General features: G+C 63.2%; 21 protein-coding genes. 4 read left to right on the forward strand and 17 right to left on the reverse strand.

Translation table 11 applies throughout. The annotated features are described in order from the left end of the window. Positions 1-4: 4 nt before the first annotated feature. From AC6CIG_RS17050 to ehuR, 16 genes are all read right to left on the reverse strand, one after another. On the reverse strand, positions 5-1,048 hold the full coding sequence (locus AC6CIG_RS17050; RefSeq protein ID WP_026168974.1) for an L-idonate 5-dehydrogenase: 1,044 nt from the start codon (positions 1,046-1,048) through the stop codon (positions 5-7). Positions 1,049-1,062: 14 nt separating this feature from the next. Continuing rightward, positions 1,063-2,469: a TRAP transporter large permease gene (locus AC6CIG_RS17055; RefSeq protein WP_018098481.1), complete on the reverse strand. Its 1,407-nt coding sequence runs from the start codon at positions 2,467-2,469 to the stop codon at positions 1,063-1,065. Positions 2,470-2,474: 5 nt separating this feature from the next. After that, the gene (locus AC6CIG_RS17060) at positions 2,475-3,047 is read right to left on the reverse strand and encodes a TRAP transporter small permease (protein WP_018098480.1); all 573 of its coding nucleotides are present in this window, start codon (positions 3,045-3,047) and stop codon (positions 2,475-2,477) included. A 67-nt stretch (positions 3,048-3,114) separates the two neighbouring features. After that, on the reverse strand, positions 3,115-4,089 hold the full coding sequence (locus tag AC6CIG_RS17065; RefSeq protein ID WP_018098479.1) for a sialic acid TRAP transporter substrate-binding protein SiaP: 975 nt from the start codon (positions 4,087-4,089) through the stop codon (positions 3,115-3,117). Positions 4,090-4,128: 39 nt separating this feature from the next. Then, a complete protein-coding gene (locus AC6CIG_RS17070; protein WP_050563214.1) occupies positions 4,129-4,869 on the reverse strand; it encodes a FadR/GntR family transcriptional regulator in 741 nt (246 codons plus the stop codon). A gap of 250 nt (positions 4,870-5,119) precedes the next feature. Next, on the reverse strand, positions 5,120-6,394 hold the full coding sequence (locus AC6CIG_RS17075; protein ID WP_018098477.1) for an MFS transporter: 1,275 nt from the start codon (positions 6,392-6,394) through the stop codon (positions 5,120-5,122). Between the two features lie 406 nt (positions 6,395-6,800). Beyond that, positions 6,801-7,805: a N(2)-acetyl-L-2,4-diaminobutanoate deacetylase DoeB gene (doeB, locus tag AC6CIG_RS17080; protein WP_498323114.1), complete on the reverse strand. Its 1,005-nt coding sequence runs from the start codon at positions 7,803-7,805 to the stop codon at positions 6,801-6,803. Between the two features lie 4 nt (positions 7,806-7,809). Then, complete coding sequence (gene doeA, locus AC6CIG_RS17085) at positions 7,810-8,991, reverse strand: ectoine hydrolase DoeA (RefSeq protein ID WP_411926252.1); 1,182 nt, start codon at positions 8,989-8,991, stop codon at positions 7,810-7,812. Positions 8,992-9,033: 42 nt separating this feature from the next. Next, positions 9,034-10,023 (reverse strand): ectoine utilization protein EutC, encoded by a 990-nt coding sequence (gene eutC, locus AC6CIG_RS17090; protein ID WP_018098474.1) that lies wholly within the window; start codon positions 10,021-10,023, stop codon positions 9,034-9,036. After that, positions 10,020-11,024, reverse strand: a complete 1,005-nt coding sequence (eutB, locus tag AC6CIG_RS17095) for a hydroxyectoine utilization dehydratase EutB (protein WP_018098473.1) — start codon at positions 11,022-11,024, stop codon at positions 10,020-10,022. The genes eutC and eutB overlap by 4 nt, the downstream gene beginning before the upstream one ends. Further along, the gene (gene eutA, locus AC6CIG_RS17100; protein ID WP_498323117.1) at positions 11,021-11,806 is read right to left on the reverse strand and encodes an ectoine utilization protein EutA; all 786 of its coding nucleotides are present in this window, start codon (positions 11,804-11,806) and stop codon (positions 11,021-11,023) included. The genes eutB and eutA overlap by 4 nt, the downstream gene beginning before the upstream one ends. Further along, on the reverse strand, positions 11,806-12,468 hold the full coding sequence (gene ehuD, locus AC6CIG_RS17105) for an ectoine/hydroxyectoine ABC transporter permease subunit EhuD (RefSeq protein WP_018098471.1): 663 nt from the start codon (positions 12,466-12,468) through the stop codon (positions 11,806-11,808). The genes eutA and ehuD overlap by 1 nt, the downstream gene beginning before the upstream one ends. Before the next feature lie 2 nt (positions 12,469-12,470). Then, positions 12,471-13,130 (reverse strand): ectoine/hydroxyectoine ABC transporter permease subunit EhuC, encoded by a 660-nt coding sequence (gene ehuC, locus AC6CIG_RS17110; RefSeq protein WP_411922344.1) that lies wholly within the window; start codon positions 13,128-13,130, stop codon positions 12,471-12,473. Positions 13,131-13,233: 103 nt separating this feature from the next. Beyond that, positions 13,234-14,085: an ectoine/hydroxyectoine ABC transporter substrate-binding protein EhuB gene (gene ehuB / locus AC6CIG_RS17115; RefSeq protein WP_498323119.1), complete on the reverse strand. Its 852-nt coding sequence runs from the start codon at positions 14,083-14,085 to the stop codon at positions 13,234-13,236. A gap of 58 nt (positions 14,086-14,143) precedes the next feature. Then, a complete protein-coding gene (gene ehuA, locus AC6CIG_RS17120; RefSeq protein ID WP_018098470.1) occupies positions 14,144-14,929 on the reverse strand; it encodes an ectoine/hydroxyectoine ABC transporter ATP-binding protein EhuA in 786 nt (261 codons plus the stop codon). A gap of 170 nt (positions 14,930-15,099) precedes the next feature. Continuing rightward, positions 15,100-16,485 carry a MocR-like ectoine utilization transcription factor EhuR gene (ehuR, locus tag AC6CIG_RS17125; RefSeq protein ID WP_498323121.1) on the reverse strand — a complete coding sequence of 462 codons (1,386 nt, stop codon included), beginning with the start codon at positions 16,483-16,485 and terminating at the stop codon, positions 15,100-15,102. A 104-nt stretch (positions 16,486-16,589) separates the two neighbouring features. Here ehuR and AC6CIG_RS17130 point away from each other — a divergent pair, with 104 nt between their 5' ends. The 4 genes from AC6CIG_RS17130 to AC6CIG_RS17145 all read left to right on the forward strand — a co-directional run bounded on the left by AC6CIG_RS17130 (position 16,590) and on the right by AC6CIG_RS17145 (position 21,319). After that, complete coding sequence (locus AC6CIG_RS17130) at positions 16,590-17,084, forward strand: Lrp/AsnC family transcriptional regulator (RefSeq protein WP_100672351.1); 495 nt, start codon at positions 16,590-16,592, stop codon at positions 17,082-17,084. A 157-nt stretch (positions 17,085-17,241) separates the two neighbouring features. Further along, positions 17,242-18,738: an NAD-dependent succinate-semialdehyde dehydrogenase gene (locus tag AC6CIG_RS17135; protein ID WP_498323123.1), complete on the forward strand. Its 1,497-nt coding sequence runs from the start codon at positions 17,242-17,244 to the stop codon at positions 18,736-18,738. A 119-nt stretch (positions 18,739-18,857) separates the two neighbouring features. Beyond that, entirely contained in the window at positions 18,858-20,234 is a 1,377-nt protein-coding gene (locus AC6CIG_RS17140; protein ID WP_498323125.1) for an aspartate aminotransferase family protein, read from the forward strand. Between the two features lie 11 nt (positions 20,235-20,245). Further along, positions 20,246-21,319, forward strand: coding sequence for an alcohol dehydrogenase family protein (locus AC6CIG_RS17145; RefSeq protein WP_498323127.1), 1,074 nt, complete (start codon positions 20,246-20,248; stop codon positions 21,317-21,319). Positions 21,320-21,427: 108 nt separating this feature from the next. Here the strand turns inward: AC6CIG_RS17145 and AC6CIG_RS17150 are convergent, their stop codons facing one another. Continuing rightward, positions 21,428-22,054, reverse strand: coding sequence for a glutathione S-transferase family protein (locus tag AC6CIG_RS17150; protein ID WP_437408160.1), 627 nt, complete (start codon positions 22,052-22,054; stop codon positions 21,428-21,430). Between the last annotated feature and the right edge of the window lie 96 nt (positions 22,055-22,150).

Below are 22,150 nucleotides of genomic sequence, written 5' to 3' on the forward strand. Positions count from 1 at the left end.
CTCCTCAGGAAAGAAATGTCAGCTGCACCTTGCATGCAGCGGATCGATCGCCGGCCTGCTCGAAGGCCCGAACCGCCTCGTCGACCGGAAACTGATGGGACATGATCGGCCGCACGTCGATCCGGCGATTAGAGATGAGCGCGATGGCAATGGCGAATTCTCGGTCGAACCGCTGCGATCCGACGAGCCGCAATTCCTTGCCGACCAGCGAATGGAGCGGCAGGTTGATTTCGCCCGTCACGCCGACCTGTACGATCGTGCCGCGCGGCCGAACTGCCGCGACCGCGCTGCGCAGTGCAGGTTCGGCTGCCGAGCACTCGAAGGCCACGTGGAACTGGCCCTTATCGGCCTCGTATACGGCAAGTCCAGCCGGATCGCGACGGACATTGACGATGCGGGTCGCGCCCATGGCCTTCGCCCTGTCGAGTGCCGCATCGGCCAGATCCGTCACGACGATCTCATCGGCTCCCGCATGGCGCGCCGCCGCCACCACGAGCGCGCCGATAGGCCCCGCTCCGGTGACGAGTACCTTCTTTCCTCGGATCTCGCCGGCCTGGGCGACCGCGTGAAGACAGACGGCCAGCGGCTCGGCGCAGGCTGCCTCGCCGGGGCTGACCAGCGAGCCCGCGGGATGACATTGGACGGCCGGAACCACCAGCCAGTCGCGGAACATGCCCTGCGTGTGGGGGAGACGCATTGCACTGCCCAGGAAGCGCATGTCGAGGCAGTGGACCGGGAGGCCTTCGCCGCAAAAGCGGCAGGTCCCGCAAGGCTGGCTCGGATTGACCGCCACCAGATCATCGATAGCAAGGCCGGAGACGCCGGCCCCGAGCGCCGCGACGCGGCCCGAGGCCTCGTGGCCGGGTATGATCGGCTCACGAACCCGTACGGGCCCGAATCCCCCTTCCTGGTAATAGTGAAGATCCGAGCCGCAAATGCCGCCTGCGGCCATCTTCAACAGCACCTCGCCATCCCCCGGCGCAGGAACGTCGGCGACTTCCAGCCGAAGATCGCGTGGGCCGTAAAGCCGGGCAAGGCGTGTGCGCATGTGTGCTCCCGACATCAGCGGATCAGTCCCACGGACTGCGGCAGCCACAATACCACAGCCGGAACGAAGGTGATCAGAATGAGAGCGATGAACAGCGGCACAAGCCATGGCAGGATCGCCATGGTCGTCCGCTCGACCGAGAGCTTTGCCACCCGCGACAGTACGAAAAGCACCATGCCGAGCGGCGGGTGAAGCAGGCCGATCATCAGGTTGAGCGTCATGATCAGGCCGAAATGCACGGGATCGATTCCGAACTGGGCGGTCAATGGCAGAAGGATGGGCACCAATATGGTGATTGCCGCGATCGTATCGAGAAAACAGCCGACGAACAGCATCAGAAGGTTCACCAGGATGAGGAAAACCCATTTGTTGTCGGTGATCGTCAGGATCGCGCCGGAGAGCATCTGCGCGGCCTGACTGACCGTCAGGAGCCATGCGAAGATCGACGCCGCCGTGACGATGAAGAGCACCGATGCCGTCGTCTCGATCGTGTCGAAGGTCGCGCGGGCGAGCGTCGACATCGTCATCGTGCGGTAGCGTACCAGACCCAGGAACAGCGACCAGATCACGGCGGCGACGGCCGCTTCCGTCGGCGTGAACCACCCCATGGTCATGCCGCCGATCAGAATGATGGGCGTCATCAGCGCCATGACGGCGGAAAAGTCGAAATACCAGTCGAGGGCCAGCAGCACCACGAGTGCGATGCCGACCGCAAGGTTCATCGACAGTCCGGCCGCCATCAGAAGATAGATGAGAAGCGGAACGGCAAGCACGACCACGACCTCGAGCGAAGCCGCAAGCAGCCGCTTCATTTCGAAAGGCGTATCCGAGCCCCAGCCGCGTTTATAGGCGAAGATCGCCACCGTCAGCATCATCAGCACCGTCATCACCACGCCCGGCACGACACCGGCCATGAACAGCGCCCCGATGGAGACGTTCGCCATCATGCCGTAGATGACGAAGGGCAGAGACGGCGGGAAGATCGGACCAAGCGTCGCCGAAGCGGCGGTAACGCCGACCGCCGCTTCGACCGGATAGCCGTGATCCTTCATCGCCTTGATCTCGATCGTCCCGATGCCCGCGGCGTCCGCAAGCGCGGTGCCCGACATGCCCGAGAAGATCACCGAGCCGACGATGTTGACCTGTGCCAGCCCGCCCTTCATCCAGCCGACGAGGGCGACCGCGAAGGAATAGATGCGGCCGGTGACGCCGGCGGAGTTCATGAGGTTGCCGGCCAGGATGAAAAAGGGCACCGCAAGCAGCGGAAAGCTTTCGACGCCCGCAATCATCCGCTGCGCCGCGATGATGTCGGGCGCGACATTGTAGGAAACCAGATAGAGGACCGACGCTGCAGCCATGGAGATGGCGACGGGAACGCCGACCAGCATGAGGACGAGAAAGGAACCGACGAGCAGGAGCATGGGGATCAGTCCTCGACCTTGTGGAATTCTTCGGGCTTTTCGAGAACCGAATAGCCGCGGCGCTGATTGGCCACGAAGACCTGGACGGAGCGGATCAGCATCAGAACGAAACCGGCCATCACGCTATAGAAGACGATGTTGCGCGGCAGGTCGACGGTGACCATACGTTCGTGGGCGACGATCGCCACGTAGCGCCACATCAGCCAGCAGGCATAGGCGAAGAAGACGATACGCACCAGATCCACGAAGATCGCCAGGGTACGGGCGACGGTCGGCGGCAGATAATGGTAGAGCACGTCGACCTGGATGTGGCGCGACAGCCGCACGCACATGACGGAGCCCAGAAACACGACGCCGATCAGGCAGTTGGTGGCGATCTCCTCTGTCCAGGCATAGGAGTCGTTGAGCACGTAACGCGTGAAGAACTGCAGGAACACGCATCCGGCCATCAGCCAGAAGACGGCGAGCGTCACCCAATCCTCGAAGGCATAGTTGGAGAGATCCGCGGCTGGCGGAGCCTCTTCGAAGGCATGGGCGATTTCTTCGGGCGTCGTTTGCAAATGGACTTCCTGGGACATGGCATCATCCGGCGTCTGGAAAAACGAAACGCCGGCCCGCCATGGAGGGCGAGCCGGCGAGAGTGGTTCACTTGATGGCGCGGATGGCCTCCCAGTCTTCCTTGTTGTAGCCGAAGTCTTCGAGCTTCACCTTTTCATTGACGGTCCTCTCGAAGTCGGCCCTGTCGACCTCGGTCACTTCGATGCCACGCTCCTTGAAGGTGGCCACGAGCTCCTTTTCGCGCTCTTCGATGATCTTGGTGGCACGCACGGCGGCCTCCTGCATCACCTCGGTGAAGATCTGCTTGTCGGCATCGGAGAGCTGCGACCAGAGGTTCTTCGAAACGACCGTGTTCAGATGATCGACGATGTGGCCCGTCAGAACGATATGTTTCTGCACTTCGAAGAACTTCTTCGCCTCGATCGTCGTCAGCGGATTTTCCTGAGCCTCGACGGTACCGTTCTGGAGCGCGAGATAGACCTCGGCAAAGGCGATCGGGGTGGTGTTGGCACCGCAGGCCCGCGGCATGGCGAGATATGCCGGAACGTCCGGCACACGCATCTTCAGGCCCTGCATGTCGGCGCATTTGGCAATCGGCCTGTTCGATGTGGTGTGGCGCGTACCGTAATAGGTGACGGCGGTGATGTGGTTGCCCGAGGCCTCTTCATATCCCGCGGCCAGACGCTTGAATACGTCGCTTTTGGTATAGGCGATCATATGGGCGGGGTCGCGGAAGATATAGGGGAAATAGGTGACGCCGATCGGCGCATAATCGCGCGCGGCGAAGCTCGAGCCCGAAATGATGATATCGACGGTGCCGAGCTTCAGGCCCTGATTGATATCCGCTTCCTTGCCGAGCTGCGACGCCGGGAACACGTCGATCTTGTAACGCCCCTCGGTGCGTTTGGCGATCTCTTCCGCCGCCCAGACGGACTCGGTATGGAACGGCTCCGACGTTTCGTAGACATGGGCCCATTTGAGCGCCGTTTGGGCATGAGCCGATAGGGCCGATGCCAGGATCGTCGCGGTGGCACCGAGTAGCGTCAACAGTCTGATCGTCATCTTTTTCCTCCTCCCAAAGTGAAGTCGTCGCTGTGTGGATTACCGCCCGACGCGCCTCCACGCGGCGGGTATCGTGCTGTCTGACGGCTCCTCATCGAAGCTTGCGGACAGGCGAAGCTGAGACTGGTCGAGATGCGCCCGCATGGCTGCGCGCGCGGCGGCGGGATCCCCGAGCGCGATCGCGTCGCGGATGACGCGATGCTCCTCCATCGCAGCCCGCCAGGTCTCGGTGTTTTCGAAATAGCTCGCCAGCTTTTCGAAATAGGGCGTCATGCGCATGTCGTGGATACTGCCGACGAAGCGGTTCAGAGTCGCATTGGCGATGATGCTCGAAACGATGACGTGAAACTCGCGATCGATCGCAAGCGCGAGGCGGCGATCCTCGAGTGTGGCGGCCATCCGGGCAAGATTGTCGTCGAGAACGGAAATATGCTCCGGGCGTGCCAGCCGCGCCGCTTCCTCGGCGATGGCGCATTCGACCACGGCCCTGGCCCGCAGCAGTTCGAAAGGGCCTTCGAAATCCTCGGGCGGCGCATCGGCCGCCGGCGCCGGACGCGCCGTCACATAGATGCCCGACCCCATGCGGATGTCGATGAAGCCTTCCACTTCGAGCACTATCAGCGCTTCTCGGATGGTCGGTCGCGAAACGCCGAACATCTGCGCCAGCTCGCGCTCCGCCGGAAGCCGCGACCCGTGCGCCAGTTCGCCCCGTTCGATCAGGGCTCGCATCTGATCCGCCACCTGGCGATAGAGGCGACGCGATTCCACGGCAGAGAACATCATGATCCCCGTTGCGGCGACCTGCGGCCAGGTGGCCAAGTGGTCATACCAATCGCTCCACATTACTCGTGCTTGCGTTCGTGTCAACGGTGACCGCTGGCCACCTCACGACAAGTTCCGCCTTCCATAAAAAATGCCCGGCAGAATGCCGGGCAGTCGGCAGGGAATTGGCGTCCCTGCAGGGGAAGTGGATATCGCGACGCATGGATCCGCGAACCACGACGGCCCGGCGGAGCGACGATCCGAACGGCTATCGCACAAGCGCGCCGGCCGGGACACCTCGGTCGGCCTCGCGCTTGATCTGCCGGATCGAGACATTCATCCAGACCATGGAGACGGCTACGATGACGAAGAGCAGCATGAAGCAGCTGGACCAAAGGCCGGTCACATCCTTAAGGAAGCCGAAGGCGATCGGCAGGACGAAGCCGCCGAGCCCGCCCATCATGCCGACGATGCCGCCGACGGCGCCCACATGGGAGGGATAATAGACGGGTATGTGCTTGTAGACCGCCGCCTTGCCGAGGCTCATGACGAAGCCGAGCACGAAGGTTACGACGACAAAGACGACCGGGGTCACCAGGATCGGCATCGCACCGCCGGCCCCACCTGCGGGTATCGACAGAATGGCGGTCGCGACGGCAGACACGGCGAACATCGCATACATGATCTTGCGGGCCCCGAGCTTGTCCGACAAGGCGCCGCCATAGGCGCGGAAGATGCTGCCGGGAATGGAATAGGCGGCGGCGATCATGCCCGCGGTCTCGATGTCGAAACCGTAAACGCCGACGAGATAGCGCGGCAGCCAGAGCGCGAGCGCCACGAAACCACCGAAGGAAAAGAAGTAGTAGAGCGAGAAGCGCCAGACCTGAACGTTCTTGAGTGGCTCGAATTCGCTAAGGAAGCTCTTCCTGGGTGCACCAACATCGCGGCGGGCACGGAACTGAGGATCGTCTTCCGTCGAGAGCCAGAAGACAACCGCCGTGAGAAGGAGCGCGGCCGCCCAGACCTGCGCGACCGCCTGCCAGCCGAAGGCGACGAGAACGAATGGCGCCAGAAATTTCGTGACCGCGGCTCCGACGTTGCCGGCACCGAATATCCCGAGAGCCGTGCCCTGTTTTTCCGGCGGAAAGAAAGGCGAGACATAGGCGACCCCCACGGCGAAGGAGCCTCCCGCCAGTCCGACGCCGAGTCCTGCGAGGAGCATCTGCGGATAGGTCGTGGCATAAGCGAGCAGGAAGGTCGCGAGTGCGGCCGCCAGCATGGTGAGCGTGTAGACGAGGCGGCCGCCATAGCGGCTGGTCCAGATGCCCAGCACGATGCGGACGAGCGAACCGGTCAGGATCGGCATGCCGATCAGGAGGCCGAACTCGGCTTCGCTCAGGCCGAGTTCATCCTTTATGCGCACGCCGATGATCGAAAAAATGGTCCATATGGCGAAACAGACCGTAAATGCACCCGTTGAGACCCACAAGGCGCGTCCTGATGCGCCCTTGTAGGTCGACTGCGTCTGGTGAAGAGCGGACATGATATCTCCCTGCGCGATAGCTCGCGCGATACGCGTCGTTGATCATGGGAATAGCCGCGAACAGGCATCGCACTCACCCAAAGGGGCGCGTCGATCCTCTCCGGCAACCTTGCTCATGGCGCGCGACATTGGGCGCCACCGGTGGCTTGCTCGGGCTCAAAACATTGGATGCAAGCAGCGTGCCAAACCGAAATCCGCACAAGGCGGGAGAGAATTCAAAAGATTAGCCGGCCCGGGTTTCATGCACTTTGCCGTGATGGCCAAATATTGGGCCGCCCGCCACGTCATGCCCAATTATCGTGCAGGCCGCACTTGCGCTTCGCAGATAAGCAAAGACCCGCCGTCCGGAGCAAGTCCGGAGACGGGTCTCTTGCAAGAAGTCCTACGACTCCGGGCTGGACTAGATCTATACCTCGACACCCAGGACTGCGCAGCAGTCGCCCGACTTGATCAGCCCGGGGTTATGTCGGGCCACCAGAACGCCATCCATCTTGGCTCGAACCTCGATCGGTGCGACACCGGTGCGTCCGATCGGATAGATGCACGCGATCACTGCGCCGCGGTCGACCGCTTCGCCAAGGTCGATGAGGAACTCGACGAGACCGCCATCCTCCGCGAAAGCGAAGCAATCGTCGCTGGGCATGTCCAGCCATTTGGTGGGTTCCGCCTCGATCTCGCCCTTGAGTATCCCGGCATGCCTCAGCACGTTCGCTACGCCGCGTTTTGCGACTGAAGCAGTCCGGGCAGTCGCCGAACCGCCACCGCCGAGCTCCGTCGTGATAAAGATCTTGCCCATCTCCTCGGCCGCGGTGTCGTACATTCCGACCGCGTCGATCTCCAGCATCTTCATGGAATAGGGTGCCCCGAATGCCCGGACGAAGTCGAAAGCTTTCGCTTCCTGGGCCTTGTCGGGCAGGATGTGCGCCGCACAGAAAGGCAGGAAGTCGAGCGTCTTCCCGCCCGAATGGAAATCGAGCACGATGTCGGCGAGCGGCAGCAGGACACGCTGGAAGTAATCCGCGATTTTCTCGGTGACCGTTCCATCCGGCCTCCCCGGGAAGCTGCGGTTCATGTTGCCCTTGTCGATCGGCGACGTCCGCGTCTGCGCCTGGAAGGCCGGGTAATTCATCGCCGGAACGATGATCACCCTTCCCTCGACGTCGGCCGCATCCAGCTTGCGGGCGAGATCGAAGAGCGCGATCGGCCCCTCGTATTCATCGCCGTGATTGCCGCCCGTGAGGAGGGCAGTCGGGCCCTGCCCGTTCTTGACCACGGTAATCGGAATCATCACCGAACCCCAGGCGGAATCATCGCGACTATAGGGAAGGCGCAGGAAGCCGTGCTGGACGCCATTGGCCTCGAAATCGACCGTCGCGCTGATCGGCGACGGCCGCAAGTGGTGCTCCCTCATGCTCTCAGTCCTTGACCATCAGCTTGCGCGGCACGGAGGCGAGGCACTCGACACCGCTCTCGGTGATGAGAATGCTCTCGGTGGTTTCGAAGCCCATATCCTCGAGCCAAAGCCCCGTCATGAAGTGGAATGTCATCCCCGGCTTCAGTTCCGTCTTGTCGCCCGGACGCAGGCTCATCGTGCGCTCGCCCCAATCCGGCGGATAGGAAAGACCGATCGGGTAGCCCGTGCGGTTGTCCTTGACGATCCCGTATTTCTTCAGCACAGCGAAGAAGGCGTTCGCGATGTCCTCGCAGGTGTTGCCCGGTTTCGCGACGGCAAGCCCTGCCTCCATGCCCTCGATCGTCGCCTTCTCGGCGTCCAGAAAGGCCTGGGTCGGCTTACCCAGGAACACCGTGCGCGACAGCGGCACATGATAGCGGTTGTAGCAGCCGGCGATTTCGAAGAAGGTGCCCTCGCCCCGCTTCATCGGCCGGTCGTCCCAGGTGAGATGCGGCGCTGATGCCTCGACGCCGGAAGGAAGAAGCGGCACGATCGCCGGATAGTCGCCGCCGATGCCGTCGACGCCGCGCGTACCCGCATCGTAGATTTCCGCCACCAGGTCGCACTTGCGCATACCCACTTCGATCTTGTCGAAGATGCGCTGATGCATGGCTTCGACGATCCGCGCCGCGTTGCGCATGTATTTGATCTCGGTCTCGCTCTTGACCGCACGCTGCCAGTTCACCAGCGCCGTGGCGTCGCTGAAACGCGCATTGGGCAGGTGTTTCTGCAGCGAGGCGAAGGCGGCCGCCGAGAACCAGTAGTTGTCCATTTCGACACCGATGCTGAGCGAACCAAAGCCGCGATCGGCGAGAATGCCCGAGAGATAGTCCATCGGGTGGCGTTCGGTCGACTGCACGTAGTGGTCGGGATAGCCGACGATATTCTTGTGATCGAGATAGGCAGTCAGCTTCGCGCCATTCGCATCCTGGCCGCGGCCGAACCAGATCGGTTCGCCCGAAGACGGCACGATGACCGCCTGATGCACGTAGAAGGACCAGCCGTCATAGCCGGTGAGCCAGGCCATGTTGGAAGGATCGCTCACGATCAGGAGGTCGACGCCTTTCGCCTCCATCGCCTTTCGGGTCTTCGCAAGCCGCGCTTCATATTCTCCAAGGGAGAATTTGAGGTTGGGTTGGGTCATGTCTCTTCCCTCGTTCTTCCGGCCCCTTGCAGGGTGCCGGTCTCAACTTTCCAATGTGGTGCCTGCGTCCGCCGCGTTGGCCCGCGCGAAGGCGAGCGTGGCGATGGCCGTGTCCTGGATGCCGGTGCCGGTCAGGTCGGCAATGGTGATCTCGTCGGCGCGCGTGCGTCCGGGTTTCAGGCCGGCGATCACCTGGCCGAGTTCAGGGAACTCGGCCTCCGCCGACACGAGATGAGCGGCAATCGCGTGATGCAGCTCGCCGAGCCTGCGTGTCTGTTTGAGGCTGTCGGCGACGTAAGTCGCGCGGGCGATCGCATGCGGGTCCAGTTCGTTCTTGTGTTCGGCGTCCGAACCCATGGCCGTGACGTGCTGCCCCGGCTCGAGCCATTCGGCCTTGAGGACCGGCGTCTCGGACGGCGTCGTGGTGACGATGACGTCGGCACCTGCGATGGCCGCTCTCGGATCGGTTTCGGCTTTGATCGGAAAGCCGAGCTTCCCGGCAAAAGCAGTGGCCGCGGTTTCAGCCTTGGCCGCATCGCGGGCCCAGATGCGTGCTTCCCGGATCGGGCGCACGAGCGCGAGCGCTTCGAGCTGAAGCCTTGCCTGCATGCCGGCGCCGAAGACCGCGGCCACCGAGGAATCTTCCCGCGACAGATGTTTCGCCGCGACCGCCCCTGCCGCCGCCGTACGCACGTCGGTCAGATAGCCGTTGTCGAGCAGCAGCGCCTGCACCAGCCCGGTTTTGCTGGACAGAAGCACCATCAGGCCGTTGGTGCTCGGCAGGCCGATCTTCGGATTGTCGAAGAAGCCCGGGCTGATCTTGATCGCAAAACCGTCGAGCCCCGGCACATAGGCCGTCTTGACGTCCACCTCGCCGCGGTGCTCCGGAATATCGAGCCTCAGGATGGGCGGCATAGCCACCGCCTTGGTGGCGAGAGCGCGGAACGCATCCTCGACGCAGGCAACCGCTTCGCGATCGAGCGGCACGATGCGGCGCAGTTCCGCCTCGGTCAGTATCTTCATCCGTGTCATGCCGTCTCCTCGCGGAATGGATCCGTTTCGCCGTTCATCACGCGCAGGTGCAGGTCCATGTCGACGTTGCGCCCCGAGAGAATGACCGCGATGGGACCGTCGACGTCCTTGATCTTGCCGGCGAGAAGCGCCGCAATGCCGACGGCGCCCGCCCCTTCGACGATCTCGCGCTCCTCGGCATAGGCGTGGCGCATGCCGGCGGCGATTTCGGCTTCCGTCAGAAGGATGATGTCGTCGAGGAGGTCCCGGCACATGCGGAACGTGACGCGATTGTCGAGGCCGATGCCGCCGCCGAGCGAATCCGCAAGGCTCGGCTGTTCGTCGACGAGCACGGGTGTGCCGGCGGCGAAGCTCGCCTTCATCGCCGCGCCGCGCTCCATCGTCAGGCCTACGACACGCGTCGCCGGTCTTCGCGCCTTGACGGCTGCCGCCACCCCGGCCGCCAGCCCGCCACCCGAGACGGGTACAAGCACCATGGCAACATCGGGCATCTGCGCCACGACCTCGAGTCCGAGCGTCCCCTGCCCTGCGACGATCGCCGGATGGTCGAAGGGCGGCACCATTACGAGACCATTTTCCGCAACGAGCCGTTCGACTTCTTCCTGCGCCTCGTCCTGGGAATTGCCGACAATCCGCACATTGGCGCCGAGGCGTCTGATTTCGGAGACCTTGTTCACGGGCACCAGATGCGACATGCAGATCGTGGCGAGCGAGCCTTCCGCCTTTGCCGCGTGAGCAAGTGCCCGGCCATGATTGCCGGTCGAGGCCGCGATCACGCCGAGCGCACGGTCGCCGGCAGAAAGCGAAAGCACCGCATTGGTCGCGCCGCGCAGCTTGAAGCTTCCGGTCGTCTGGTGGTGCTCGAGCTTCAAGCCGACGGGCACGCCGCAGAGCTCGCTCAACGAGCCCGACATTGCCAGCGGCGTCGTAAGTACACGGCCGGAAATGCGTCGTGCCGCCACCTCGATGTCGTCGATCGTCACGGGGAGAGAAGCGCTCACGGCCTTTCCCCCTCGAGTGGCAGCTCCATCAGCCGTCCGAGTTGCGGGCGTGCTTCCCGGTCGCCGCAAAGGCGGAGGCAAGCCCAGGCGGTGGCGTAATTGCTGCTGACGACGGGCTTGCCGATCGCCTGCTCGATTTCGGCGATGACGCCTGCCGCGCGAACGGCAGTACAGGAAATGAAGAGCGCGTCCGATTCCGGCGCTGCCGCATCCTTTGCGAAGGCCACGATCTCCTTCGGGCTGATCCGCGCCATCTCACGGTCGTCGGTAAGACCCAGGCAGGTAAACCTGTCGATTGCGAAGCAGCGCTCGGCGAAATAGTCGGCCATGGGCCGGCTGGTCTCGATCGTGTAAGGGGTGAGCACCGAAATCCTGTTTGCGCCCAATGCACGCAAGCCTTGGACCGAGGCAGCCGTCGGCGTCACGACGGCCGCCTCCGGCTTTGCGGCCTTGATCGCCGCAGCCACCTCCCTGTCGCCGATGACCACGGAAGCCGAGGTGCAGGAATACATGACGACGTCCAGCGTCTCGTCCGGCAGGATCAAGGCTGCCGCTTCGGTGAGCGACGGCTGCATCGCCCGCAGATTCTCCGGCGTCACCGGATTGGCGTAGGGGATACGGGTGACATAGACCCCGATCCGGTCCGACGCGACGATGCGCTGGAAATCGACTTCCGTCGTATGGTCCGTGGCGAGGATGACGAGACCGATCCGCTTGTCGAGCGGCCGGTCGTCGAGACGCGGTCTGCGCCCCGCAAGCGAGAGGGCGACAGGGGTTCTCATCAGCGCTCCTCCACCCGGGAATAACGCTCTTCGAGCCAGCGCAGGAAGAAGACCGAGATCAGGCTCATGATCAGGAAGAACACGCCGACCAGCGTCATCGGCTCGATATAGCGATAATTGCTGTTGGCGATGCTCTTTGCCTGGTTCATCAGTTCGAGCACCGTGATTGCAGAAAGCAGGGGTGTCTCCTTGAACATGGCAATCAGGTAATTGGCGAGCGCCGGTATCATCGGCGGGATCGCCTGCGGCAGGATCACGTGTATCCAGGTCTGCCGGGTCGTGAGGTTCGCCGCCTTGGCCGCCTCCCATTGTCCGCGCGGCACGTTCTCGATGCCGGCACGATAGACCTCGGCGGCGTAGGTGCCGTAGTGGATGCCGAGACCGATGACGCCGGCGACCAGCGCAGGCAGGCGGATTCCGATGTCGGGAAGCACATAGAAGATGAAGTAGAGCTGCACGAGCAGCGGCGTTCCGCGGATGAACTCGACGGCAAAGCTCGTGACACGCGCTATCGGAGCCGGTGCGGTCATCCGCAGGATGGCGAAGACAAGGCCGATCACCGCTGCGACCACCGAGCCGAGCGCCGTCGCGAGGATCGTGATCTTCAGCCCCTCGATGAGGGTCGGCATGATCTGGCGGACGAATTCCCAGTCCCATTCCATGGTCAGACCCTCACACCGTCGAGGCCGCGCGAAACGCGCCTCTCGAGCCACCGCATGCCGAGCGAGATCAGCCAGGCCATGACGAAATAAAGCAGCAGGATGGTCGCGAACGGGATCAGCGTGCTGCCGGTCTGGGCGCGGACCACCTGGGCCTGAAACGTCATGTCGCTGAGCGAGATCAGCGAGACGACCGCCGTTCCCTTCAAGAGCTCGATGGCGTTGTTGCCGAAGGTGGGCAGCATCAGGGGCAGCGCCTGGGGCAGGACGATGTGGCGCATCGCCTGGAACCGCGTGAGGTTGAGCGCGATGCAGGCCTCGCGCTGCTCGCGGCCGATCGCCTTTACCGCACCCCGCACGACCTCCGCTCCATAGGCACCGACATTGAGGCCGAGCGCGAGGACGCCCGCCTGCAGCGGCGTCAGCGTTATGCCGGCGAACGGCAATACGAAATAGACCCAGAAGAGCTGCACGAAAATGGAAGTGCCGCGGAAGAATTCGATATAGGTCGTGGCAAGCGCGCGCACGGCCATGAACCGGCTTAGGCGCCCGAGGCCGGCAGCGAAGGCAACCACGACGGCGAGCGCCGAACCCATGAGGGTCAGTTGCGCGGTCACCCAGGCGCCCTGCAGGATCAATCCGATATAGCCGGACCAGTCGATCATCGTTTCGTTGTTCCAGTCAGAGTTTCGGCTTGGTCGTCGCCGCCCACACCGCCTTCCTCCGCGTGGTGCGAACGGAAGGCGGCGGGAAGCCCCAGCCCGGAGCTTATTTCGCGGCGCAGAGCTTTTCGCGGGTGGTCGACATCGCAGCCTTGGCCGAGAAGCCATAGGGTTCGATGATCTTCGCGAATTCGCCCGACTCCTTCAGCTTGGCGAGCTCGACATCGAAGGCGTCGCGGAGCGCCTCGTCGCCCTTTCTGAAGGCGGCGCCGTCGCAATAGACCGGCGCACCCTCGACGGGGGCCAGCACCTCGACGTTCGGGTCGTTCGCCTTGGAGACGAGATCGTTGATCGAAAGGACCGGCAGCGAGTAGACGTCGATGCGGCCGTCCTGCAGCATCTTCAATCCGCTCTGACCATCCGGCACCACGATGACGCGGTCGCGCGGCACACCGGCTTCGAGCGCAAGCTTCTCCTCGGTACCGCCCCCCGGTGCGCCGATCTTGGCGTCCGGATTGTCGGCGATGTCCTTGTAGCTCTTGAGCCCGAGCGGGTTGCCTTTCTTCAGCGCGAAGGCCTCGGCGTCGCAGAGGATCGGCTGCGAATAGGCGACGGCGGCGCAGCGTTCCGGCTTCATGAAGAGACCGGCGGTGATTGCGTCATGGCGCCCGGCCTGCAGGCCCGGGATCATCGCACCGTATTCGGAAATGGAGGCCACGACGTCGGCAACGCCGAGCCGTTTGAAGATCTCGCGGGCGACATCCGGTGCTGCACCGGAGACCTTGCCGTCGGCTCCGACGGCGGTAAAGGGCGGCTCGTTGGCGATGGCGATGCGCGCGAAGCCCTGCTCTTTCAGTTCCTCGAGCTTGTTCTCGTCCGCGGCGGCTGGCGTCGCCGCAGCAACTGCCATCAACGCGGTGGCGCCTGCCGCCATTGCTATAAAATCTCTCAGTTTCATCGTTCCCAACTCCTCTGTTCTCTCGATGTTTTCCTTGAGGCAATGTCGGCCGTAAGGCTTAGACGCGGTGCCCTGCCGCTATGATCTTGCGCAGGAAAGTCTGTGTGCGCTCCTGCTTGGGATGCCGGAAAATGTCCTCCGGTTTTCCTTCCTCCACGATCTTGCCGCGGTCGAAGAAAAGCACCCGGTCTGCGAAATCATGGGCAAAGCCCATCTCGTGGGTGACGAGCAGCATGGTCATGTCCGTCTCGGATGCGAGCTTGCGCATGACGTTCAGGACTTCCTCCACGAGCTCGGGATCGAGCGCGGAGGTGACCTCGTCGAAAAGCATGATCTTGGGTGAGAGTGCCAGCGCCCGGGCGATCGCAACACGCTGCTTCTGCCCGCCGGAAAGCTGTGCCGGCATGCTCTTGGCCTTGTCGGCCAAGCCCACCATGTCGAGCAGTTCCATCGCGCGCTTTTCCGCCGCAGCGCGCGCCATGCCCTTGGTCAGCATCGGCGCCAGCGTAACGTTGTCGAGAACGCATTTATGAGGAAACAGGTTGAAGTGCTGGAAGACCATGCCGATCTTCTCGCGCATCTTATGAAGATGCCGCTCGTCGGCAGGGACGAGGTTGCCCGCCTTCTTCATGTGATAGAGATGCTCGCCGTCGACCTGGATGAAACCGTCGCTGATGGTCTCGAGGGTCATCAGAATGCGAAGGATGGTCGTCTTACCCGAACCGGACGGCCCGATGAGAGCCAGCTTCTCGCCCGGCATCACCTCCATCGACAGGCCGTCGAGCACGGTGAGGGAACCGTATCGCTTGACGATGTTGTCGATGCGAATGATCGGCTGGGACATTCACGCCTCTCCCTTTGAGACTGAAGCGCATGACGTCGCTCCAGACCGCTGCATACTTCTGGGCGCCATGCGTTAATGTCCTAACGATGATCCGGTTCCAAAATCATGTCAATCTGAATAATAATATCATGACAATTATTTGAAACATGCTCAAAAGCTGAGCATTCGCTTCAAATGACGAGGAGCAGCGCCTCGGGCTCACCGAGCGCCAGAGAGGCGACGATGCCGAGCCCGGACTTCAGCTCCAGCTCGGTCGTCGAGCCGAGCGATATCCTGACCGCCGGACGCCAGCCGCTGTCCGCCGTTCGGAAGGACGCGCCCGGCGCGATCGCGACCCCGCGCAAGCGCGCCTGGGAAACGAAAGCATCTTCCTGGTGCCCCTCGGGCAGCGGCAGCCAGACATGCAGGCTCTGCGGATGGGTGTGATGAGCAAGGCTTGCCAGAACTTCCTTGGCGATCGCATGGCGAGCGGCGAGCGCCCGGCGCTGCCAGTTCACCAGCTCGATCGCCGTTCCGTCGCTCACCCATTGCGTTACGATCTCTGCAATCGCGGGGGTCGCCATCCAGTTCGAAACCAGATGCCGGTTGGCGACGGCGGCCACGTAGCGGTCAGGCGCAACCAGATAGCCGATCCTGAGGCCCGGCACGGTAATCTTGGTGAAGCTCGTCACATAAAGGGTGCGCTCCGGCGCCAGTGCGGCGACCGGGGGCAGGCGTTCTTCCACCAGGGGTCCGAGAATGTCGTTCTCTATGATGGCGATGTCATGCCGGCGCGCCACCTCCGCCAGCGCTGCCCGCCGCTCGGCGCTCATCAGGGTCGCGGTCGGGTTGATGACCGAGGGCTGCAGAAAGACCGCGCGGATCACGCCCTTGCGGCAGGCTTCGTCCAGCGCATCCGGGATCATGCCGTCGCCGTCTATCGCGAGACCCTGAAGGTGGATGCCGAGATAGGTCGAAAGCGGCACGAGCGTATGATGGCTGACGGCCTCCGTCGCGACCGTCGAACCGGGCGGCGCGACACTCATCAGCGCCACGGTCATGGCCGAGGTGGCGCCGTTCGTCAGGTTGATGTTCAGCGGCGAAACATCGAGCCCGCAGCGCAAGAGCCATTCGGCCGCGACATTGCGGTGACGCGGGAACACCATGTTCGGGCGGAAGGAAAGCGCGGAACTCGGCGGCAGGTTCTCGGCAAGCCAGGCAAAACCCTGCCGCATCTTTTCCAGATGGTGTTGCTCGCATACGGGCTTCAAGATCGAAAGATCGATCAATTCGCCAAGGCGTTCCGGCAGATAGGGCGGCTCCGGCTCGCGCGGCCGCGTCTGTACGAAGCTGCCGCGCCCGACCTCCCCGGAGATCAAGCCGCGCCGTATGAGCTCGTCATAGGCGCGACTCACCGTCTGCACCGAGAGCTTCAGATCGTCGGCGAGCTTGCGATGCGTCGGCAGCCGGGTGCCGTTCTGGAGCCTCCCCTCCTGGATGGCGCGGGCGAACTGGTCCGCCAGAGAGAGATAGGCGGGGCGGCGCAGAAGTGTCGTGTCGGGCGTCCAATTTGTCATGATTTGAACAGTGATCAAAATCAGCTCAATTGACAATGTAAAAGTGAGCACCCAATGTCATTTCCCGGCTTTGACGTGACCAACACCGACGGAAGGACCTCTTTATGAAGCTCGATGCGATCGATCTGCGGATCCTCGAAGCGATCCAGGCCGACGGGCGTATCACCAAGCTGGCGCTCGCCGAGAAGGCCGGCCTCTCGCCGACGCCCTGCTGGATGCGGCTCAGAAAGCTGGAGAAAGCCGGGATCGTCACCGGCTATCACGCCCGCGTTGCGCTGCGCCGGGTGGCGCCGGTCGCCAGCGTCATGATGGAGGTGACGCTCGGCAATCACCGCCAGGCCGATTTCGACCGGTTCGAGCGCGCCATCGCCGCGATCCCCGAGATCGTCGCCTGCTGGTCGGTCGGCGGCGGGGTCGACTATATCCTCAAGGTCATGACCGCGGACATCGATGCCTATCAGCGGCTGGTCGACGGCCTGCTCGAACGCGAACTCGGCATCGACCGCTATTTCACCTACATCGTCACGAAAACGGTAAAGGAAGAAACGGTGCTGCCGTTCGGCTCGCTGCTACCGCACGCCCCGGCAGGGCAGGAATAGTCGGCAGCGGGTGTGGCCACCCCACCGGGACGCCACATAGACAATCTCTCTCCCCATTGCCCGCACTTTGGTCAAACTCTCTCCTCCGCCACCGCCGATTGGACAATCTATCTCGACAAGCATGGCACTCTTCCCGCAACAGTCGAGGAGAACCGATATGACCGCCGTCTTTGCGCGCACAGCCTTTCACGACGCGTTGAAAAACCTGAACGACCGGCAATTGCTGCGGGAGCTGGCCTATGTCGGCGGCCGCTGGGTTGCCGGCCGGGACGGCACATGCCTGGAGGTGAGCGACCCGGCCAGCGGCGCCGCCCTCGCCTTCGTCGCCTCGCTCGACGCTGCCCAAACCTCCGAGGCGATCGACGCGGCGGAAAAGGCGTTCAGGTCCTGGCGCAACATGCTGCCGCAGGCGCGCGCCGCCATCCTGCGCAAATGGCACGACCTGATGCTCGAAGCCCGCGAGGACCTCGCCTTGTTGATGACCCTTGAACAGGGGAAGCCGCTTGCCGAGTCGCGTGGCGAGATCGATTACGCGGCATCCTTCATCGAGTGGTATGCCGAGGAAGGCAAACGCCTCAATGCCGAAAGCGTGACGAGCCATCTTGCCGGGGCCGAAATGATCGTGCGCCGCGAAGCGCTCGGCGTCGTCGGCATCGTCACGCCCTGGAACTTCCCTTCCGCGATGATCACCCGGAAGGCGGCCGCCGCCCTTGCCGCAGGCTGCACCGTGGTGGCGCATCCTTCCTCCGAAACCCCTCTTTCGGCTCTCGCCCTGGCCGAGCTCGGCGAGCGCGCCGGTCTTCCGGCAGGCGTCTTCAATGTCGTTACCGGCAAAGCCGCAACGATCGTCGGACGAATGTGCGAAGACGCACGGGTACGCGCCATGAGCTTCACCGGCTCTACCGAGATCGGCCGCCTGATCGCCTCCCAATGTGCGCCGACGATGAAGCGGCTGGTAATGGAGCTCGGCGGGCATGCCCCCCTGATCGTCTTTGCGGACGCGAATGTCGAAAAGGCCGCCGATATTGCGATCGCCGCGAAGTTCGCGACATCAGGACAAGATTGCCTTGCCGCCAATCGGATTTACGTCGAGCGGCCGGTTCTCAAAGCATTCCAGGAAGCTTTTGCCGCACGAATTGCCGGCCTGAAAGTCGGCTCCGGGATGGAGCCGGACACGGATATCGGTCCGCTGATGCACGAACGCGCCGTCGCCAAGGTCGAGGAACAGGTCGCAGACGCGGTGAAGCTGGGCGCCAGGCTTGCCGTCGGCGGCAAGCGCCACGCCGCCGGGCCGCTCTTTTTCCAGCCCACTCTTCTGACGGATGTGCCCGACGACGCGCTCATCATGCGCGATGAGACCTTCGGCCCCGTCGCGGCCGTAACCGCCTTCGACAGCGAAGAGGAAGTGGTCGCGCGGGCGAACGACACGGAATACGGGCTCGTCGCCTATGTCGTGACCGAAAATGGCGCCCGCCAAATGCGGCTCGCCCGCGCCCTCGAATACGGTATGGTGGCAATCAATCGGGTGAAGATCACCGGCGGCCCGATCCCCTTCGGCGGCTGGAAACAATCGGGCCTCGGCCGGGAAGGCTCCCGCCATGGCATGGAGGCCTTTACCGAGCTCAAATATCTCTGCATCGACACCGCTGCCTGACCTGGGCTGTTTCCAGCAAAACTGCGTAGCGGTTTTGCGTCCGAATTGGGTAAAAACAACAGGATAGGGCGTTTTCGCGGTTCGGCCGAAATGCTCCGGATTTCATGAAAGGAAAGACCATGCTCGAAAGAAGCAACGAACTCACCGCCTGGGACCGCGACCACTTCTTCCATCCCTCGACCCATATGGGGATGCATGCGCGCGGCGAAACCCCGACCCGCGTGATCGGCGGCGGCGAAGGCGTCTACATCACCGACATTTCGGGCAAGCGCAGCCTCGATGCCTTTGCCGGCCTCTATTGCGTCAATGTCGGCTACGGCCGCCAGAAGATCGCCGACGCGATTGCCGAACAGGCTAAGAACCTCGCCTACTACCATTCCTATGTGGGCCACGGCACCGAGGCGTCGATCCGGCTTTCCAAGATGATCATCGACCGGGCGCCGGAAGGCATGAGCCGCGTCTATTTCGGACTTTCGGGCTCCGACGCCAACGAAACCAACATCAAGCTGATCTGGTACTACAACAACATTCTCGGCCGCCCGGAGAAGAAGAAGATCATTTCGCGTTGGCGCGGCTATCACGGCTCGGGCGTGATGACCGGTTCGCTCACCGGCCTTCATCTCTTCCACAACGCCTTCGACCTGCCGCGGGCGCCGATCCTACACACGGAAGCGCCCTACTACTTCCGCCGTCCCGATCGCTCGATGGGCGAAGAGCAATTCTCGCAGTACTGCGCCGACAAGCTGGAAGAGATGATCCTCGCCGAAGGTCCCGACACCGTTGCCGCCTTCATCGGCGAGCCGATCCTCGGCACCGGTGGCATCGTGCCGCCGCCGAAGGGCTACTGGGAGAAGATCCAGGCCGTCCTCCAGAAATACGATGTTCTGCTTGTCGCCGACGAGGTGGTCACCGGCTTCGGCCGTCTCGGCACCATGTTCGGTTCCGACCATTACGGCATCAAGCCGGACCTGATCACCATCGCCAAGGGGCTGACCTCCGCCTATGCACCGCTTTCCGGCACGATCGTCTCCGACAAGCTCTGGCAGGTGCTGGTGAAGGGCTCGGACGAGCTCGGCGCCATCGGCCATGGCTGGACCTATTCGGCCCATCCGATCTGCGCTGCCGCCGGCATCGCGAACCTGGAACTGATCGATGAACTCGGCATCGTCGAGAATGCCGGTTCGACGGGTGCCTATTTCCGGGCCGAACTGGAAAAAGCCGTGGGCGATCATCGCCATGTCGGTGAAGTGCGCGGCGACGGCCTGATGGCGGCGATCGAGTTCGTCGAGGACCGCGATGATCGCGCCTTCTTCGATCCGGGCCGCAAGGTCGGACCGCAGGTCGCGGCAGCGCTCCTCGAACGCGGCGTCATCGGCCGCGCCATGCCGCAGGGCGACATTCTGGGCTTCGCGCCGCCGCTCTGCCTGACGCGAGACGAAGCCGACATCGTCGTCAAGGCGGCAGCCGAAGCCATCCAATCCGTACTCGGCCGCTGAGGAAAATGCGCATGATGCATTCGGTTCCGAAGACCATGACCGCGGTGCTTCTGACGGGGCACGGCGGCTTGGAGAAGCTGGTCTACAGCCGGGACGTACCCGTCCCGGCTCCGGCTGCGGGCGAGGTGCTGATCAAGGTCACTGCCTGCGGCATGAACAATACCGACGTCTGGGTGCGCGAAGGCGCCTATGGGACGGAGGACGATCCGTCCGCCGTCTCGACCTGGCGCCGCCACGGCAACACCCTGACCTTCCCGCGCATTCAGGGTACGGACACGGTCGGCCATGTCGTCGCCGTCGGCGAAGGCGTCGACCGGGCGCGCATCGGCGAACGCGTCATGGTCGATTTCTCGATCTACAACCGCGACGACGACAGTCTTGCCGACATCGATTACATGGGTCATGGCCGCGATGGCGGCTATGCCGAATATATGGCGCTTCCGGCCGAAAATGCCCATGTGGTCGCGACCGACCTGACCGATGTCGAGCTCGCCACCTTCTGCTGCGCCTATCTCACCGGCGAGCGGATGCTGGAACGGGCGCGGCTTGCCGCCGGCGAGACCGTGCTCGTAACCGGCGCCTCGGGTGGCGTCGGCTCCGCAATCGTCCAGCTCGCCCGCGCCCGTGGCGCCGTTCCGATCGCCGTTGCCGGTCCGGGCAAGGAAGCGGCGATGCTCGACATCGGCGCGCAAGCCGTCGTCACCCGCGGTCAAGGCGACCTCGCCGAAGCGGTGGAGGCGGCAAGCGGCGGCCGGCCGATCGATGTGGTCGCCGATCTCGTCGGCGGCCCCCTCTTCAACGACCTCCTGAAGATCCTGCGCCCGGAAGGCCGCTACACCACCGCCGGCGCAATCGCCGGGCCGGTCGTGCAGCTCGATCTCAGGACGATGTATCTGAAGCAGTTGGAGCTGCACGGATCGAGCCAGGGCAGCCGCGCCGATTTCCGCCGCCTCGTCCGTTATATCGAGGAGAGAAAGATCCGGCCGCTCGTCGGCGGCGTCTATCCGCTATCGGAATTCCATCGGGCACAGACGGACTTCATGGCGAAGAACTTCGTCGGCAAGCTCGTGGTCGTGCCTGATTAAGGGCACAACGGAGCGAAGCGGCAGAGCGGGACCAAGTACGACCCCTCTGCCCTGCCGGTGGCCGGCAGGGCAGAGGGGTCAGCGCTCTGGATCATTCCTGATCCCGTTCTAGCTCTGAAGGCTCGCAACGGCCTCCGCAATGCGCTGCGGCGCCCTTGGACGCGCATACATCCGTTCCAGATATGCTTTGAGATTTGGAAAGCTGTCGATCAGCCCGTTTTCGTTGCCCCAGTCCAGAACATAGGCAGTGACGCAGTCGGCTACGGTTATGTTGTCGCCGACGATGAACGCGCGCCCGTCCATGTGCCGGTCAAGCACTGCTGCCATGGCCGCGAATTCCTCTCTGGCGAGAGCGATATCTTCAGGCAGGCGCTTGTCTTCGGGATAAAGAAATGTGTGCTTGGCTATCCGCCATAGCGGCTGTTCGAGTTCGGTAACCGCAAACAGAGACCATCGATATGCCTTCGCCCTTTCCTTCAGGTCCGTCGGCATAAGCCCTTTGTCACCATACTTTTCCGCCAGATACATGACGATCGCGGCGGATTCCGTGAGGACGAAGTCGCCGTCGACCAGCACCGGAAGCTTGCCCGCCGGGTTGAGGCGCAGGAAATCCGGGTGAAGGTTCTCGCCGGCCAGTATGTTGACGCGCACGAACTCGAACTCCGCATCCAGCTCCTGAAGCGCCCAAAGCGCGCGAAGCGAGCGCGTCGGACCTAATCCATATAATTTCATCATCTCGGGTTTCCTGATTTTTCGCCATCGTCGGCATGGCTACCCACAAGGACGTTGCAGGAAAGGCCGTGCCGACAAAGGATTGCAAAAAACTTGACG

The sequence above is a fragment of the Sinorhizobium sp. GQ132 genome, assembly GCF_059758575.1.